16 protein-coding genes and 1 tRNA gene are annotated in these 14,495 nt (G+C 72.7%); 7 read left to right on the top strand and 10 right to left on the bottom strand.

Annotated elements, in window-relative coordinates:
- Nucleotides 1-34 precede the first annotated feature (34 nt).
- The 3 genes from KPL60_RS27925 to KPL60_RS27915 form a co-directional block, all read right to left on the bottom strand.
- Nucleotides 35-1,105: a 2-oxoacid:ferredoxin oxidoreductase subunit beta gene (locus tag KPL60_RS27925; RefSeq protein WP_226367672.1), complete on the bottom strand. Its 1,071-nt coding sequence runs from the start codon at nucleotides 1,103-1,105 to the stop codon at nucleotides 35-37.
- A complete protein-coding gene (locus tag KPL60_RS27920; protein ID WP_226367671.1) occupies nucleotides 1,102-3,033 on the bottom strand; it encodes a 2-oxoacid:acceptor oxidoreductase subunit alpha in 1,932 nt (643 codons plus the stop codon). Before KPL60_RS27920 ends, KPL60_RS27925 begins: the two co-directional genes overlap by 4 nt.
- A 125-nt stretch (nucleotides 3,034-3,158) precedes the next feature.
- Nucleotides 3,159-3,932, bottom strand: coding sequence for an enoyl-CoA hydratase (locus KPL60_RS27915; protein WP_226367670.1), 774 nt, complete (start codon nucleotides 3,930-3,932; stop codon nucleotides 3,159-3,161).
- A gap of 37 nt (nucleotides 3,933-3,969) precedes the next feature.
- Here KPL60_RS27915 and KPL60_RS27910 point away from each other — a divergent pair, with 37 nt between their 5' ends.
- The 4 genes from KPL60_RS27910 to KPL60_RS27895 all read left to right on the top strand — a co-directional run bounded on the left by KPL60_RS27910 (nucleotide 3,970) and on the right by KPL60_RS27895 (nucleotide 7,873).
- The gene (locus KPL60_RS27910) at nucleotides 3,970-4,473 is read left to right on the top strand and encodes a PaaI family thioesterase (RefSeq protein WP_226367669.1); all 504 of its coding nucleotides are present in this window, start codon (nucleotides 3,970-3,972) and stop codon (nucleotides 4,471-4,473) included.
- 97 nt (nucleotides 4,474-4,570) lie between these two features.
- Nucleotides 4,571-5,431, top strand: coding sequence for a zinc metalloprotease HtpX (gene htpX, locus KPL60_RS27905; protein ID WP_226353886.1), 861 nt, complete (start codon nucleotides 4,571-4,573; stop codon nucleotides 5,429-5,431).
- 110 nt (nucleotides 5,432-5,541) lie between these two features.
- Entirely contained in the window at nucleotides 5,542-6,366 is an 825-nt protein-coding gene (locus tag KPL60_RS27900) for a hypothetical protein (RefSeq protein WP_226353885.1), read from the top strand.
- A 28-nt stretch (nucleotides 6,367-6,394) separates the two neighbouring features.
- Nucleotides 6,395-7,873, top strand: coding sequence for an amidase (locus KPL60_RS27895; RefSeq protein ID WP_226368251.1), 1,479 nt, complete (start codon nucleotides 6,395-6,397; stop codon nucleotides 7,871-7,873).
- Here the strand turns inward: KPL60_RS27895 and KPL60_RS27890 are convergent.
- Nucleotides 7,870-8,439: a TetR/AcrR family transcriptional regulator gene (locus KPL60_RS27890; RefSeq protein WP_226367668.1), complete on the bottom strand. Its 570-nt coding sequence runs from the start codon at nucleotides 8,437-8,439 to the stop codon at nucleotides 7,870-7,872. The two genes, KPL60_RS27895 and KPL60_RS27890, sit on opposite strands and share 4 nt — an antisense overlap.
- Before the next feature lie 69 nt (nucleotides 8,440-8,508).
- Between KPL60_RS27890 and KPL60_RS27885 the strand changes: the two genes are divergently transcribed.
- Nucleotides 8,509-9,255, top strand: coding sequence for a CPBP family intramembrane glutamic endopeptidase (locus KPL60_RS27885; protein WP_226367667.1), 747 nt, complete (start codon nucleotides 8,509-8,511; stop codon nucleotides 9,253-9,255).
- Between the two features lie 168 nt (nucleotides 9,256-9,423).
- Here KPL60_RS27885 and KPL60_RS27880 read toward each other — a convergent pair whose 3' ends face one another.
- Nucleotides 9,424-9,915, bottom strand: a complete 492-nt coding sequence (locus tag KPL60_RS27880; protein WP_226353882.1) for a YajQ family cyclic di-GMP-binding protein — start codon at nucleotides 9,913-9,915, stop codon at nucleotides 9,424-9,426.
- Between the two features lie 97 nt (nucleotides 9,916-10,012).
- Here KPL60_RS27880 and KPL60_RS27875 point away from each other — a divergent pair.
- Nucleotides 10,013-10,094 (top strand) — tRNA-Tyr (locus KPL60_RS27875).
- A 110-nt stretch (nucleotides 10,095-10,204) separates the two neighbouring features.
- On the opposite strand, the gene KPL60_RS27870 is transcribed toward KPL60_RS27875, so the two are convergent.
- A complete protein-coding gene (locus KPL60_RS27870; RefSeq protein ID WP_226367666.1) occupies nucleotides 10,205-10,831 on the bottom strand; it encodes a hypothetical protein in 627 nt (208 codons plus the stop codon).
- Nucleotides 10,832-10,875: 44 nt separating this feature from the next.
- Here KPL60_RS27870 and KPL60_RS35250 point away from each other — a divergent pair, with 44 nt between their 5' ends.
- Nucleotides 10,876-11,337, top strand: a complete 462-nt coding sequence (locus KPL60_RS35250; RefSeq protein WP_226367665.1) for a DUF4333 domain-containing protein — start codon at nucleotides 10,876-10,878, stop codon at nucleotides 11,335-11,337.
- Between the two features lie 417 nt (nucleotides 11,338-11,754).
- On the opposite strand, the gene KPL60_RS27860 is transcribed toward KPL60_RS35250, so the two are convergent.
- From KPL60_RS27860 to KPL60_RS27845, 4 genes are all read right to left on the bottom strand, one after another.
- On the bottom strand, nucleotides 11,755-12,366 hold the full coding sequence (locus KPL60_RS27860; protein WP_226367664.1) for a LysE family translocator: 612 nt from the start codon (nucleotides 12,364-12,366) through the stop codon (nucleotides 11,755-11,757).
- A 123-nt stretch (nucleotides 12,367-12,489) separates the two neighbouring features.
- Nucleotides 12,490-13,365: a DUF2268 domain-containing protein gene (locus tag KPL60_RS27855; protein WP_226367663.1), complete on the bottom strand. Its 876-nt coding sequence runs from the start codon at nucleotides 13,363-13,365 to the stop codon at nucleotides 12,490-12,492.
- A gap of 106 nt (nucleotides 13,366-13,471) precedes the next feature.
- Nucleotides 13,472-14,140, bottom strand: a complete 669-nt coding sequence (locus KPL60_RS27850; RefSeq protein ID WP_226353877.1) for a cation transporter — start codon at nucleotides 14,138-14,140, stop codon at nucleotides 13,472-13,474.
- Nucleotides 14,137-14,493, bottom strand: coding sequence for a metalloregulator ArsR/SmtB family transcription factor (locus KPL60_RS27845; protein ID WP_226367662.1), 357 nt, complete (start codon nucleotides 14,491-14,493; stop codon nucleotides 14,137-14,139). The genes KPL60_RS27850 and KPL60_RS27845 overlap by 4 nt, the downstream gene beginning before the upstream one ends.
- Nucleotides 14,494-14,495 lie beyond the last annotated feature (2 nt).

Raw genomic sequence — 14,495 nt, 5'->3', positions numbered from 1 at the left:
GAGTACCGGGGCCGTCGTCCGTCGCGGGCCGGATCTAGACGATGGTCCAGGTGTCGCGGCCGTTGAGCAGGGCCTGCAGGTCCGCGTCGGGCTTGGCGTCCTTGGCCGCTTGGACCTGGGCGCGGGCGGCGTCGTCGTAGGTGGGGCGGTCGGTGTTGCGGAAGACGCCGGTGACGGTGTGGGTGAGGTCCTGGTCCGAGAGCCGGGACAGGGCGAAGGCGAGCTCGTGGTCGGCCTGGTCGTGGACCACGATCTGTCCCGGGTCGACCGAGGCGGTCTCGACGACCGTGAGCTTGAACCCGTCCTGGACGACGGCGTGGGAGCCGCGGCCGTCCTCGCCCGGGGTGCCGAAGGTGATCGGCTCGCCGTGGACGACGGGGATCAGCCGGTTCTCGGTGTCGCCCTTACGCAGGACGTCGAAGCTGCCGTCGTTGAAGATGGGGCAGTCCTGGAAGATCTCGACCAGGGCCGAGCCGCGGTGCTCGGCGGCAGCCTGGAGCACGGCGGTGAGGCTCTTGCGGTCGGAGTCCAGCGCCCGCCCGACGAAGCTCGCCTCGGCGCCCAGGGCCAGGGAGATCGGGTTGAACGGGTGGTCCAGTGATCCCATGGGGGTGGACTTGGTGACCTTCCCGACCTCGGAGGTGGGGGAGTACTGGCCCTTGGTCAGCCCGTAGATGCGGTTGTTGAACAGCAGGATCTTGATGTTGACGTTGCGGCGCAGCGCGTGGATCAGGTGGTTGCCACCGATCGAGAGGGCGTCGCCGTCACCGGTGACGACCCAGACCGACAGGTCCTCGCGGCTGGTGGCGAGGCCGGTGGCGATGGTGGGGGCGCGGCCGTGGATGGAGTGCATCCCGTAGGTGTTGAGGTAGTACGGGAAGCGGCTCGAGCAGCCGATGCCGGAGACGAAGACGGTGTTCTCGCGGCGGATGCCCAGGGTGGGGAGGAACTGGCGGACGGCGGCGAGGACGGCGTAGTCGCCGCAGCCGGGGCACCAGCGGACCTCCTGGTCGGAGGTGTAGTCCTTCGCGGTCTGCTTCGCGTCCGTCGTCGGGACGCCGTCGAGGCCGCCGATGGACGGCAGGCCCAGGTCGGTGGCGGTCATGCCTGCGCTCCAGTGGTCTCGTTGGCGATGTCGGACGCCGACTCCGGGTGCTTGCCGGTGAGGTAGTCCAGGAACACGTCCTGGAGCTCCTCGGCGCCGAACGGGAGCCCGGCGACCTTGGTGTAGCTCTTGACGTCGACCAGGTGCTCGGCGCGCAGCAGCATGGCGAGCTGGCCGAGGTTCATCTCGGGGCAGAGCACCGTGCGGTAGCCGCCCAGGATCTCGCCGAGGTTGGCCGGCATCGGGTTGAGGTTGCGCAGGTGCACCGTGGCGACCGAGTGGCCCAGCTTGCGCACGCGCCGCGCCGCGGCGTTGATCGGGCCGTAGGTCGAGCCCCAGCCGATGACGAGGAAGTCCGCGTCGCCGTCGGGGTCGTCGACGACCAGGTCGGGGACGGTGATGCCGTCGATCTTGGCCTGGCGCAGGCGGACCATGCGGTCGTGGTTGTCGGGGTCGTAGGAGATCGAGCCGCGTCCGTCGGCCTTCTCCAGCCCACCGACCCGGTGCTCCAACCCGGCGGTGCCCGGGATCGCCCACGGCCGCGCCAGGGTCTCGGGGTCACGCAGGTAGGGCCAGAACTCGCCCGACCCGTCGGGGGCGTTGGGTTCGGTCGCGAACCCCGGATCCACCGTCGGCAGGGTCTCGACGTCGGGGATCTTCCACGGCTCGGAACCGTTGGCCAGCGCCCCGTCCGAGAGCAGCATGACCGGGGTCCGGTACTTCACCGCGATCGCGGCGGCCTCGACCGCGGCGAGGAAACAGTCCCCCGGGGTGCAGGGGGCGATCACCGGCAGCGGCGCCTCCCCGTTGCGCCCGTGCAGGGCCTGGAGCAGGTCGGCCTGCTCGGTCTTGGTCGGCAACCCCGTCGAGGGCCCACCGCGCTGGACGTCGATGACCAGCAGCGGCAGCTCCAGGGCCACGGCCAGGCCGACGGTCTCAGCCTTGAGCGCGATCCCCGGACCGCTTGTGGTGGTGACACCGAGTGCGCCGCCGAACGCTGCGCCGAGGGCGGCGCCGACTCCGGAGATCTCGTCCTCGGCCTGGAAGGTGGTCACGCCGAAGGCCTTGTGCTTGGACAACTCGTGGAGGATGTCCGAGGCCGGCGTGATCGGGTAGGTGCCCAGGAACACGGGCAGGCTCGTCGTCCGCCCCGCGGCGATCAATCCGTAGGCCAGGGCGACGTTCCCGGTGATCTGCCGGTAGGTCCCCGGGGCGAGGCGGGCGGGGGCGACCTCGTAGGTGACCGCGAACGCCTCGGTGGTCTCGCCGTAGGCGTGTCCGGCGCGGAAGGCCAGGATGTTGGCCTCGGCGATGTCGGGCTTCTTCGCGAACTTCTCCCGCAGGAACCGCTCGGTCGACTCCGAGGGGCGGTGATACATCCAGGACAGCAGACCCAGGGCGAACATGTTCTTCGCCCGCTCGGCGTCCTTCTTCGACAGCCCCGTCTCCTCCAGGGCACCGCGGGTCAGGGTCGCCATCGCGACCCCGTGCACCGCATAGGGCTCCAGGGAGCCGTCCTCCAGGGGGTTCGCCGCGTAGCCGACCTTGGTCAGGTTCCGCTTGGTGAACTCGTCGGTGTTCACGATCAACACCCCGCCCTGGGGCAGGTCGGCGATGTTCGCCTTGAGCGCGGCCGGGTTCATCGCGACCAGCACGTCCGGACGGTCACCGGGGGTCAGGATGTCGTAGTTCGCGAAATGCAGCTGGAACGACGACACCCCCGGCAACGTCCCGGCAGGAGCCCGGATCTCAGCGGGGAAGTTCGGCAACGTCGACAGGTCGTTGCCGAAGTTCGCGGTCTCGGAGGTGAAACGGTCACCCGTCAGCTGCATACCGTCACCGGAGTCGCCGGCGAACCGGATGACCACCCGGTCGCGCTGCACGACCTCGGAGTCGCGTGCCTCGACGGGAGTGTCGCTGGTCGTCATGGGCTGATGGTCCCCAGTTCGGCGTCGAATTGTCCCTCGATACATCGAGGTTAACTCCCGGTTCGGCCCCCTGTCCGGAGACCCGGGATCACGTCACATAACCCGGATTACGTTCGTGACAACAGTCACTTCTTGCTGATCTTCTTCTGCAGCGCCGCGACGCGCTCCGCGAACGCCTCGGAGTGCACCGTCTCGGCCTGCGCGCGGACCTCGACGTCGGTGGCGTCGGCGTGCGCGGCGAGCCGGGAGGTGATCCGCATCGTCGCCTTGGTGTTGACGATCAGGTCCCGCGGTGCGGCGGCCGCCCGGCCCGCGAGCTCGCGGGCGCCGGCCATCAGGTCCTCGTCGCTGTCGTAGGCGCGCCAGGCCAGGCCGACGCGCTCGGCCTCGCGGGCGTCGAGGACGTCGCCGAACAGGGTCATCGCCGCGGTGCCCTGGGCGCCGAGGGCGCGCTGGGCCATCCACGTGTAGCCGCCGCCGGGGTGCAGGCCCAGCTGCATGAAGCGGACGTCGAACCTCGCGGTCGGGCCGGCCAGCCGGACGTCGCAGGCCAGGGCCAGGTTGATCCCGGCGCCGACGGCGGCGCCGTTGACCGCGGCCAGGGTCGGCAGCGGGGACGAGGCGATGGCGAGGAATCCGGAGTAGACGCGCTTGAGCGTCGCCGGGTCGGCCTCCTGCAGCTCCGCGAGGTCACCGCCCGCGCAGAAGGCGGGTGCCTGCCCGGTGACGACGATCGCGCCGACCGAGTCGTCGGCGTTCGCGGCCTCGACGGCGGCGACGAGCTTCTGCGAGAGGTCCAGGTTCAGCGCGTTGCGTCGTGCCGGGTTGGACACGGTGAGCACCGCGACACCGTCGGTGACCTCGGTGCGGACCTCTGTCGTGACATCGCCGTCGCTCATGGGCCCGACTCTTCCACGCCGGGTTAGCCTCCCGCACGTGACGGGTGCACAGGTGACCGGGCGGGCCGAGCTGCCCCGCCACCACGCCGGCTGCTTCGCCTGCGGTGACGGTCCCGGCGGGCTGCGGATGCGCTTCACCGATCCGGGCCCCGACTCCGACGGGCGGGCCCGGGTGACGGGGGCGGTCGTCGTCGCCGACGCGCACGAGGGCGCGCCCGGCCTGGTGCACGGCGGCGTGCTGGCCACGGCGATGGACGAGCTGTTCGGCGCGCTCCAGCACCATCTCGACGGCTACTACGTGACCGCGGAGCTGACCACCCGCTACCGGGCCCCGGTGCCGCTCGGCACGACGCTGCACCTCGACGCGGTGATCGAGTCGGTCGACGGGCGCAAGCTGCGGGTCCGCGGTATGGGCAGGCTCGACGCCCCGGACGGCACCGTCGCGGTGTCGGCGACGGCACTCTTCCTCGGCGTCACGCTCGACCACTTCCGCCGGTACGCCCCCGAGGGCACCCGCTTCCGGGAGCGACACGCGCGCTGAGCCGCGGTCGGGGCGGGTCACACCCGGGAACGCACCGCCCGGTTCGTCCGTTGACCCGGGTGACCCCCGCAGGACCGCACGGAAAGGTGACCCCGGCGTGCACAGCCACATGAACGGTCTGAAGACGGCCGTCCTCCTCGGCGCGATGAGCGCCCTGATCCTCGCGATCGGCGGGGTCCTGGGCGGGCGCGGCGGACTGGTCATCGCGCTCGTCATCGCGTTCGCGGTGAACGGGTGGGCCTACTTCAACTCGGCTAAGACGGCGCTGCGGTCGATGCACGCCCAGCCGATCACCGAGGCCGAGTACCCGCAGCTGTTCCGGATCGTCCGCGAGCTGAGCCAGCGGGCCCGCCAGCCCATGCCGTCGCTGCACATCAGCCCGACCGACGCGCCGAACGCGTTCGCCACGGGCCGCAACCCGCGGCACGCCGCGGTCTGCGTGACCACCGGTCTGCTGCACCTGCTCGACGAGCGCGAGCTGCGCGCCGTCATCGGCCACGAGCTCAGCCACGTCTACAACCGCGACATCCTGATCTCCTCGATCGCCGGTGCGCTCGCCTCGGCGGTGTCGTTCCTCGCGAACTTCGCGATGTTCGCCTCGATCTTCGGCGGCGGCGACGAGGACCGCCCGAACCCGATCGCGATCATCCTGGTCGCGATGCTGGGGCCGATCGCGGCCGGCGTCGTGCAGATGGCCGTCAGCCGGTCCCGTGAGTACCAGGCCGACGCGTCGGGCGCCGAGCTCACCGGGGACCCGCTGGGCCTGGCCTCGGCGCTGCACAAGCTCAAGTACGGCACCGCGGCCGCCCCGCTGCCCCCGGACCCGCGTCTCACCGCGCAGTCGCACCTGATGATCGCCAACCCGTTCCGGCCCGGCGAGAAGATGGCGAAGTGGTTCTCCACGCACCCGCCGATCGAGGACCGGATCGCGCGGCTCCAGCAGATGGCCCGCCGCTGACGGGACCGTTCGGGGTGGTTGCGTGTCCCCAGGTCGCTGTTCCGTAACGGTTCGGGGTACCGCGAGCGATGGAACTCTCAGAGCAGAGCTCCCCCTGCGGAAGAGGACCCATGAGCGAGACCCCGTCCCAGAAGCCCCGCCACGCGCTCACCGACACCGGTGGGACGCCGTCGGTGCCGCTCCAGGGCGGCCCGGTCGAGGTGCCGTCACCGGCTCGCCCGGGGGACGACGTGGTCACCGGGACCGGCCCGGGGGAGCAGGTCGCGCTGCCGTCGGCCCGGTCGTCCTCGGACGCCGACGCGCCGGTCGCCGCCGACGTCTCGGCCTCCTCCGCCCCGGACACCGACACGGACACCGCGGCCGCGCCCACCCCGGACGCGGAGCCGGAGACGCCGGAGCCCCGTGCCCCCCGTGCGGCCGCGCCGGACACGGCGCCCGGCGGCGGGTCCTCCGACGACGCACCCACCACCGCACTGCCCGTCGTCCCGCGTCCCCGCGACGCGGCCGGTCCCGGCCGGCAGCGGCCGGTCGGCGTCCCGCCCCGGCAGGCCCCGGGCGCCTACGTCCCCGGGCAGTACGCCGCGGCGGCCCCGCGACACCCGTCCCGGCCGACGGCGCCCCGGCACCCCGTGGCGGGCCGGCCCCCGGCGATGCAGCGCCCGCCCGCGAGGTTCCCGTCGGGCCCCGCAGCGCAGGCCCCGGCCGTCCAGCGGCTCCCCGAGCCGTTCCGCGCGGCGCCGCTGCCCGAGGGCGGCGGCACCCGGACCTCCGGTGGCTTCCGGCTGCCCGACTTCCCGGCCCGCACCCGACCGGTGCTGCCCGCCGTCCTGGGCGCGGCGGCCGCGGTCGTCCTGGCCCTCGGTGTCGTCGCCGGGGTCACCGGTACGTCCGACGCGTCGCCGGCGCCCGCGCCCGCCCCGGTGTCCACTCCCTGACCGATCTGCTTGTATCCCCGCCGTGGGGATCTCCTGGGACGACTACCGCAGCCACGACGCCGTCGGGCTGGCCGCACTCGTCGCCGCGGGTGAGGTGAGCGCGGCCGACCTGCTGGAGGCCGCCGTCGCCCGCGCCGACGCCGTCGAGCCGGGCCTCAACGCCATCCGGCTGCGGCTCGACGACGCCGCCCGCTCCCGCGCACGCGGCCCGCTGACCGGGCCGTTCGCGGGCGTCCCGTTCCTGGTGAAGGACCTCGCCCAGCACATCGCCGGGGTCCCGACGGCGTCCGGCTCCCGTCCGCTCGCCGACCACCCGCGCCCCGAGACGTCGACGGTGGTCCGGCGCTGGATCGAGGCCGGTCTCGTCGTGTTCGGACGGACCGCCACCCCCGAGTTCGGTGCCCGCGCCGTCACCGAGCCCGCGCTCGGCGGCCCGACCCGCAACCCGTGGGACCCCGGCCGCACCCCCGGCGGCAGCTCCGGCGGGTCCGCCGCGGCCGTCGCCGCCGGGATCGTCCCCGCGGCCGGTGCGAGCGACGGCGGCGGCTCCATCCGCATCCCGGCCGCCGCCTGCGGGCTGTTCGGACTCAAGCCCGGCCGTGGCGTGACGCCGTCCGGTCCGGACGTCGCCGAGGGCTTCCACGGCGCGGCGGTGCAGGGCGTGCTTTCGCGGACCGTGCGGGACTCGGCGGCCCTGCTCGACGTGACGGCCGGGCCGGAACCGGAGGGCCCCTACGTCGTGCGTCCGCCGGAGCGCCCCTACGCCGACGCCGTCCGGGACGACCCGGCGCCGCTGCGGATCGGGCTGGCCACCGCGTCGCCGCTGGGCACCGACGTCGACCCCGAGGCGGTCGCCGCGGCCACCGACGCCGCCGAGCTGCTGACCTCGCTCGGGCACGTCGTGGAGGAGTCCGCCCCCGCCCTCGACGGCCGGGCGCTGGCCACCGACTTCCTCACCACCTGGTTCTCCACGATCTCGGCCCAGGTGGCCTCGGCGCGGGCACTGACCGGCTGCGGCGACGACGCCTTCGAGATCGAGACCCGGGTCATGGCCGCGATCGGCCGCGCCACCCCCGCGCCGGACTACCTCGCCGCGCTCGCCCGCCGCCAGGACCACACCCGAGCGCTGGCCGCGTTCCACGAGCGCTACGACCTGCTCCTCACCCCGACCCTGGCCCGGCCGCCGTGGCCGATCGGGGAGCTGGCGCTGCCCGCCCCGGCCCGGATCGGCGCGCAGGCGCTGCTGCGGGCCGGCGCGTCCGGCCTGTTCGGACGGCTCGGCCTGGTCGAGAGCCTGGTCGACGACAACTTCGCCCCGGTGCCCTACACCCAGCTGGCGAACCTGACCGGGCGGCCCGCGTCGTCGGTGCCGCTGTACCGGACGGCGTCCGGGCTGCCGCTGGGCGTGCAGTTCGTCGGGCGGCCGGGGTCCGAGCCGCTGCTGCTCGCCCTGGCGGCGCAGCTGGAGCGGGCGCGGCCGTGGGCGCACCTGCGGCCCGCGGTCTAGGGGCCGACGAGCCGCGCGAGCTCCCGCACCCGTTCCCGCTGCACCCCGGCCGCGGCCGGGGCGTGGTGCAGCAGACCGTCGACGGCGTGCACCAGGGTGCGCGCGAGCCCGTCCGGGTCCGCCGTGCCGGGCCGCCTCGACAGGTGGAACGCGACCTCCCGGACGCAGTCCTCCCGCAGCGCCTCGACGGCCGCGACGCCGTGCGGGGTGCGGGTCGCGAACGCGGCGAACAGTGCGTGCAGACGCGGGTGGTCGGAGTGCAGGGCCACCGCGGTGTCGGCGATCCGCAGCAGCGCGGTGCGCGGCTCCGGCAGGTCCGCCCGCAGCTCGGCGCAGACCGCGTCCAGAGTGGACCGGGCCTCCCGGACGTGCCGGGCGACCAGCTCGTCGAGCAGGGCCTGCTTGTCCGGGAAGTACTGGTACAGCGACCCGACGGCGACGCCGGCCCGCGCCGCGATGCGGTTGGTCGTCGCGGCGAGCCCCTCCCGCGCGAAAACCTGAGCAGCGGCGGTCAGGACGAACTCCACGGTCGCCCGCGACCGCTCCTGACCTGGTGTTCTCCGCACGTCCCGCCCCCTGTGTGCCGCCCGCGAACGCGAGTTGTCGCGGCCCATCGCAGCACGAACGCTGGAGCGGTGACCAGCACCTTCCTCGTGGACTACCCGCTGCGGCTGCTGCCCGGCCTGATCGTGGTCGGGGCGACCTTCGTCCTGATCGGACGGTCGTCCCCGCTGCTGCGGATCGTCCTGCTCGTGACCGGGTTCGTGCTGGTGCGGGACGCGATGACACCGCTCGGCCTGTGGTCGATCGGCCCGGCGCCCCACGGCCTCCTGTGGCTGCGGCTGTCCCCGGACCCGGTGGTGCTGCTCGGCATGGGGACGGTGGGGGTCGCGGCGTCGCTCGCCGTCGCCTACGGCCCCCGCGACCTGCGCGGGCTGGTCGTGTGGGGCCGGCTCGGGCCGCGGTCGCTGCTCGCCGCGCTCGGTGGCGCCGTGGTTCTGCTGGTGCCGCTGACCGCCGTGCTGTGGACGGTCCCCGTCGAGCAGCGCGGAGGCGCGGTGGCGGTCGGGCTGCTGCCGGCGCTGGCCGTGCTCGCGTTCGGGGGCAACCTCCTGGAGGAGGTCCTCTTCCGCGGGCTCCTGCAGGGACACCTCGCGGGGCCACTGGCGTTCGGCGCGGTGCGCGCCGTCGTCGCGTCGGGGCTGCTCTTCGCGGTGGGGCACGTCGTACTCGCCACGACCGTGACCGACCTCGGATGGCCGATCCTGGTGTTCACCGCCGCGGAGGGACTGGTGTGCGCGTGGGTGCGCCACGGGCACGGAGTGCTGGCCGCGACCCTCACGCACGGGACGGTGATCCTGGGCCTCGCCTCGGGGCTGTGAACGGCCCCGGTGACAGCTGACACAACGGGCGCCGAGGATCCCGCACCAGGCCCGCTCCGGCCCGTCCGCCCGCCCGCGACCCGACCACCACGATCGGCGACAGTCCGTCGATCGTGGGCGTGTGGCGGGGCGGGCGGGAGGTGTCCGGCAGTGCCGGGGCCGGCCCGGCTACCGGTAGTTCGTGAACTGCAACGCGATGCCGAAGTCCTTGGACTTGAGCAGCGCGATGACGGCCTGCAGGTCGTCCTTCTTCTTGCCCGAGACGCGCAGCTGGTCGCCCTGGATCTGGGCCTGGACGCCCTTGAGCTTCTCGTCGCGGATGGCCTTGCTGATCTCCTTGGCCTTGTCCTGCGCGATGCCCTGCAGGATCTTGCCGCCGGCCTTGTAGGCCTTGCCCGACAGCTGGGGCTCGTCCACCTCGAGGGCCTTCAGGCTGATCGAGCGCTTGATCAGCTTCTCCTTGAACACCTCGATCCCGGCGAGCAGCCGCTCCTCGGTGTCGGACTCGAAGGCCACGGCCTCCTCGCCGGCCCACGCGACCGTCGTGTTGGTGCCGCGGAAGTCGAAGCGCTGCGACAGCTCCTTGGCGGCCTGGTTCAGGGCGTTGTCCACCTCCTGGCGCTCCACCTTGCTCACGACGTCGAACGACGGGTCGGCCATCGGTCACTCCCTCGGGGTCGGTCGGGGCCCCCTCGTCGGGGGCCGTCGGTCGTGTCGTATCCTCGTTCACGCACTCAGCGAGAGCGACGTGCACCCCGGCTGGTTGCCCGAGCGGCCAAAGGGAGCGGACTGTAAATCCGTCGGCGTAGCCTTCCCAGGTTCGAATCCTGGACCAGCCACAGCAGGTGAAAGAGACCCCCGACCAGCGGAAACGCTGGAACCGGGGGTCTCTTTCGTTGCCCGGGTCCGTCCGGCTGTGACCGGGCTTCCACGGGTGTTCACGGACGCATCATGAACGGCCGTCGCGGAGAGCCTGCTCGACCCTCCGGCGCAGGGCGTCGTTCTGACCGGCGATGCACGTCGCGTAGACCCGCAGCAGGACGTCGACGCTGTGCCCGGCCCACTGGGCGACCTGGGTGGCCGGGACGCCCCCGTTGAGCCATGTCGACACCGCGGCGTGCCGGAGGTCGTAGGGGCGGCGGGCGAGCGGCGAGGTGGCCTCCTCCGGCGAGAGCGCGGTCAGCCGGGCAGCGGCCCACAGACGCCCGTAGTGCCTCTCGAACAGGGCACCGCCACGTGTTCCGCGGAACGGACGACCGTCCGATGTGGTGGCGTGCTCGGTCAGATGCCCGCGCAGGATCGCGGTCAGCTCCGGTGGGCTCGGTACCACTCGCACCTCGTCGACGCTGCGGTGCTTGAGCCGGCGCGGCTCCCGGCGGGTGCCGGACTCGCTCCACGACCGACCGGCGGCCGGAGCCGACGTGCTCAGATACAGGGTGCGTGCCTCGACGTCGTCCCGGTGCCCTGTGGGTCGCTCGCCCGCTACACCTCCGGCCCGTTCGCGGCGCCGTGGCTCGGCTACCCGGCCCCACAGCCCGTCGCGCCACCAGATCATCAGGATATGGACGCGATGCATGCCGCGGGGCTAACGATCTCCGTCGTACCGACGAGCTTCCGATCATGTCTGCGCGATCAGCCGCTCCTCGAACCGCGGTAGCCGTCGTACTCGCTGCTCTTGTCGCGACCGCAACTGTCGGATGCGGCGCCTCTGGCGCGGCGACCGCTCCCTCGACCACAGCTGTGCCTTCGGCGTCTCCGGCGGCCACCAGCACACCCTCGACGGCCGACGCAACAGCCGATCCGGCGGGCGTCGAGGCACCGCCGGCTCAGGCGACCGTCGACCCCGGCGAAGGGGCCGTCGCCGGCCCGGACGTGGCTCGATCGGTTTCGGCGGAGCTGACGAGAATCGTTGGTCGATCCCCGGATTCCGTGACCTGCCCCGATCTGCCTGCGAAGGTCGGTTCAGCGGTCCGGTGCACACTCGTTGACGGAGCCGACTCCTACGGCGTGGCAGTCACCACGACCTCAGTGCAGGTGAGCGATGTCAACTTCGCCATCAAGGTCGACGACCAGCCGTCCTAAACAGTCGGAGTTTCGACCACCTGTCTGCGTGGCCGTGCCAGTCGCTCGGATTCGGGACAGCCGAGTCGGAGAGTCCCCCTCGGCCGTCCATCGTCCACGCCGAGGCGTCGGCCGCAAGGGCGCCTACGGCGTCGCTACGCGATGGCTACGTCACCCTTGCCCCGTCACCATGACGAGGGGAGCGGCCAGTACGAAGGGGACGGGGGAGGAGCGGGCACAACCCCGGAAGCGCGGTCCACGGACGATGCGCGGACGCGGGCGGGTGGTCCGTATTCCCGCCGCAGGTCAGAGCCGGTATGGCAGCTCTCTGTGAGTCCGCCGGCGTAGCCTTCGCAGGTTCGTTGTCCGGGTCCGGCTACCCGGCCCCGGAGTCTCGGGGCACCGCACCGACCTCGGAGGCGATCGGTCGGAGGCCGATCAGCGCGACTCGACAGCGAGCCGCCCGGCGAGCAGGACGTAGGTCGTGGCGAACGTGCGGCGCAGCCACGCCATGACCTTCGGGCGAGTGATGACCTGGTTGCGCATCGCGGTCGCGAAGATCCCGTAGGCGGCGAACACCACGAAGGTCACGGCCATGAACACCAGGCTCAGCCAGGTCATGTGCCAGGTGCCGTCGACCTCCCCGGCGGGGACGAACTGGGGCAGGAACGCGAAGAAGAAGATGGTCAGCTTCGGGTTGAGCAGGTTGATCAGCACAGCGGTGCGGATGATCCGCCACGACGAGACCGGGGCTGCATCGTCCTCGACCTGGGCCGTGGATGTGTCGCGCAGCGTCTGCCAGGCCAGGAACAGCAGGTAGACCACGCCCACCCACTTGATGGTCTGGAAGGCGACCGCGGAGGCGTTGAGGACGGCGGCCAGGCCGGTGATCGCGGCGACCATGTGCGGGACCACGCCGAGTGTGCAGCCGAACGCGGCGACGATGCTGGCGCGCGCACCACGGGCGAGGCCGGTGGCGATCGAGTACACGGCCCCGGTGCCGGGCGTGGCGACCACGACGAGGGTGGTCAGGAGGAACGCGATGCCCATGGCCTGCCTTCGGGGAGTCGTCGAGCGAACAGTACGACGCCCTTCCCGGCCGGTCACGACCGTCGATCGACCTGTCGCCCGTCCCGCTCCGTGGAGAGCGCTCGCCCGGAGGACGTCGAACGCCTACACCGACGTGGCGATCACCTCGTCCGCCGGCGCCAGGAGACATTCCGAGGCGGTCCGCCCGGTCGCGGCGAGGTATGCGTCCACGAGTCGGTTCCCGGCCGCGTACCCGGCACCCGTCGGGAGACCGACCGGCTCACCGCCGAACCTCGCGGCGTGCGCGTCCCCGAGCACCCAGGCGGTGAAGTTCTGCATCCCGGTCACGTCGAGCCCGGTGAGGACCCGGGCGAACGCCTCGTCGTCGCCCACCGCGCCGGCGCCGATCCGGGCACGCCCGCGTTCCTCGCCGTACAGCTCGCGGGCGAAGGCATCGGCCAACCCTTCGGAGACCACGTACTCGCCGACGGTGACGGTGGCCGGGTCCCACAGGACATTGCCGGGCGCGTACCGGACGTTGTGGTGCAGTTCGTGCACCGCGGTCGCCTCCAGCCGGTCCAGGTTCTCCGGTGACGGCCAGATGGTGAGAGAGATGTACCCGGGCACCGAGCCGTTGGCGTTCATCCCGAAGCCGGTGTCCTGGAAGAACCCGTCGGTCGGATCGCCCAGGACCAGGAGCACCGTGGCGTCGGGTACCCGCAGGCCGGGGTGGACCCGCTCCAGGTGCTCGGCCGCCCCGTGCAGGGCTCTGCCGATCCGCTCCCACGCGTGGGCGTCCTCCAGGCGCCGGAGACCGTCCGTCGACAGCTCGAGGTCACGGTCGAGGGGGAAACCCGAGGCCAGCTCGTGCATGTGGACCAGGTCCGGCTCGCCGGGGAAAAAGCGGTACATGCCGCTCGCCGGTTCCAGCATCGTCCGCAGCAGCTCGGCCCGGTTCTGTTCGGCCGCATGCAGGACGTGTCGCATCGCGGGCCCGGTGTCCAGCACGGTGAAGGTCATGGCCGCGATCGTCACGCTTCCAGCGGGTGGAGGCGCAAGCCGGAGTCGGCACGGGCCGATGATCTCCTCGCGGCGCACCCGTCGGACCGCGAGGTACTCCGGACCGTCAGCGGCAGCAGCCGTCGGCGCACGCGTCGGACGTCGCGGCGGCGCCGGGCCGCGGAGCGCAGCAGCTCTCTCCCCGCCACGCGTTCCTGCCCTCGCGCACGGCCAGGACCGCCAGCACCAGCGCGGCGACGGGGTCGGCCCACCACCAGCCGAGGGTGGCGTGGAGAACGAGCCCGACGAGCACCGCGGCCGACAGGTAGGTGCAGAGCAGCGTCTGGCGGGAGTCGGCCACGGCGCTCGCCGAGCCGAGCTCACGCCCCGCGCGTCGCTGCGCCCATGACAGGAACGGCATGATCGCGACACTGGCCGCGACCAGCACGATGCCCACCGTCGAACGGTCCGCCTCCGCCGCCCCGGACAGGCCCCGCAGTGCCTCGACGGTCACGTAGAGGGCGAGGGCGAAGAACGAGCACGCGATGACCCGCAGGGCGATGTGCTCGCGGCGGGCCGGGTCGCGGCCGGCGAACTGCCACGCCACGGCGGCGGCCGAGCTGACCTCGATGACCGAGTCCAGTCCGAACCCGATCAGGGCGATCGAGGACGCGGCACGACCTGCGGCGATGGCGACCACGGCCTCGACGACGTTGTAGCCGATGGTGATCGCGACGAGCAGGCGGATGCGGCGGACGAGGACGGCGCGACGGTCCTCGGAGAGGGACAGGGTCACGACGCCTGTTCCCCGGTGTGTCCCGGTGCGCCGTAGGTCGGGCACAGCGCGACCGCGTCGCCGGTCTCGGCCAGCACCGTCTCGGCGCTGCGCAGGAGGTCGAGCAGCTCCGGGCGCACGAGGCGGTAGTAGGACTGGCGTCCCTCGGCCCGGGAGTCGACCAGACGGCAGTCCCGCAGACAGGCCAGGTGTTTCGACACCGTCGACTGGGCGAGACCCAGGTGGCGGGTCAGGTCGACCACGCGGGCCTCGCCCCGGCCGAGTCGCAGCACGATGGCCAGCCGTGCCGGGTCGGCCAGCGACCGGAACAGCGCCACCGCCGGGCCGACGTCAGGGCAACAACTCATCGCCATGG

This window comes from Pseudonocardia sp. ICBG162 (assembly GCF_020496225.1).
In the GTDB taxonomy this organism is placed as follows: Bacteria; Actinomycetota; Actinomycetes; order Mycobacteriales; family Pseudonocardiaceae; genus Pseudonocardia; species Pseudonocardia alni.
Note: the sequence above shows the minus strand (reverse complement) of the source record. Positions and strands in the feature narration are given on the sequence as shown.

What these genes read in the sequence shown, in the direction of transcription:
- KPL60_RS27925 (WP_226367672.1), bottom strand. Translation starts at nt 1,105, where the DNA reads ATGACCGCCACCGACCTGGGCCTGCCGTCCATCGGCGGCCTCGACGGC.
- KPL60_RS27920 (WP_226367671.1), bottom strand. Translation starts at nt 3,033, where the DNA reads ATGACGACCAGCGACACTCCCGTCGAGGCACGCGACTCCGAGGTCGTG.
- KPL60_RS27915 (WP_226367670.1), bottom strand. Translation starts at nt 3,932, where the DNA reads ATGAGCGACGGCGATGTCACGACAGAGGTCCGCACCGAGGTCACCGAC.
- KPL60_RS27900 (WP_226353885.1), top strand. Translation starts at nt 5,542, where the DNA reads ATGAGCGAGACCCCGTCCCAGAAGCCCCGCCACGCGCTCACCGACACC.
- KPL60_RS27880 (WP_226353882.1), bottom strand. Translation starts at nt 9,915, where the DNA reads ATGGCCGACCCGTCGTTCGACGTCGTGAGCAAGGTGGAGCGCCAGGAG.
- KPL60_RS27870 (WP_226367666.1), bottom strand. Translation starts at nt 10,831, where the DNA reads ATGCATCGCGTCCATATCCTGATGATCTGGTGGCGCGACGGGCTGTGG.
- KPL60_RS35250 (WP_226367665.1), top strand. Translation starts at nt 10,876, where the DNA reads ATGTCTGCGCGATCAGCCGCTCCTCGAACCGCGGTAGCCGTCGTACTC.
- KPL60_RS27860 (WP_226367664.1), bottom strand. Translation starts at nt 12,366, where the DNA reads ATGGGCATCGCGTTCCTCCTGACCACCCTCGTCGTGGTCGCCACGCCC.
- KPL60_RS27855 (WP_226367663.1), bottom strand. Translation starts at nt 13,365, where the DNA reads ATGACCTTCACCGTGCTGGACACCGGGCCCGCGATGCGACACGTCCTG.
- KPL60_RS27845 (WP_226367662.1), bottom strand. Translation starts at nt 14,493, where the DNA reads ATGGCGATGAGTTGTTGCCCTGACGTCGGCCCGGCGGTGGCGCTGTTC.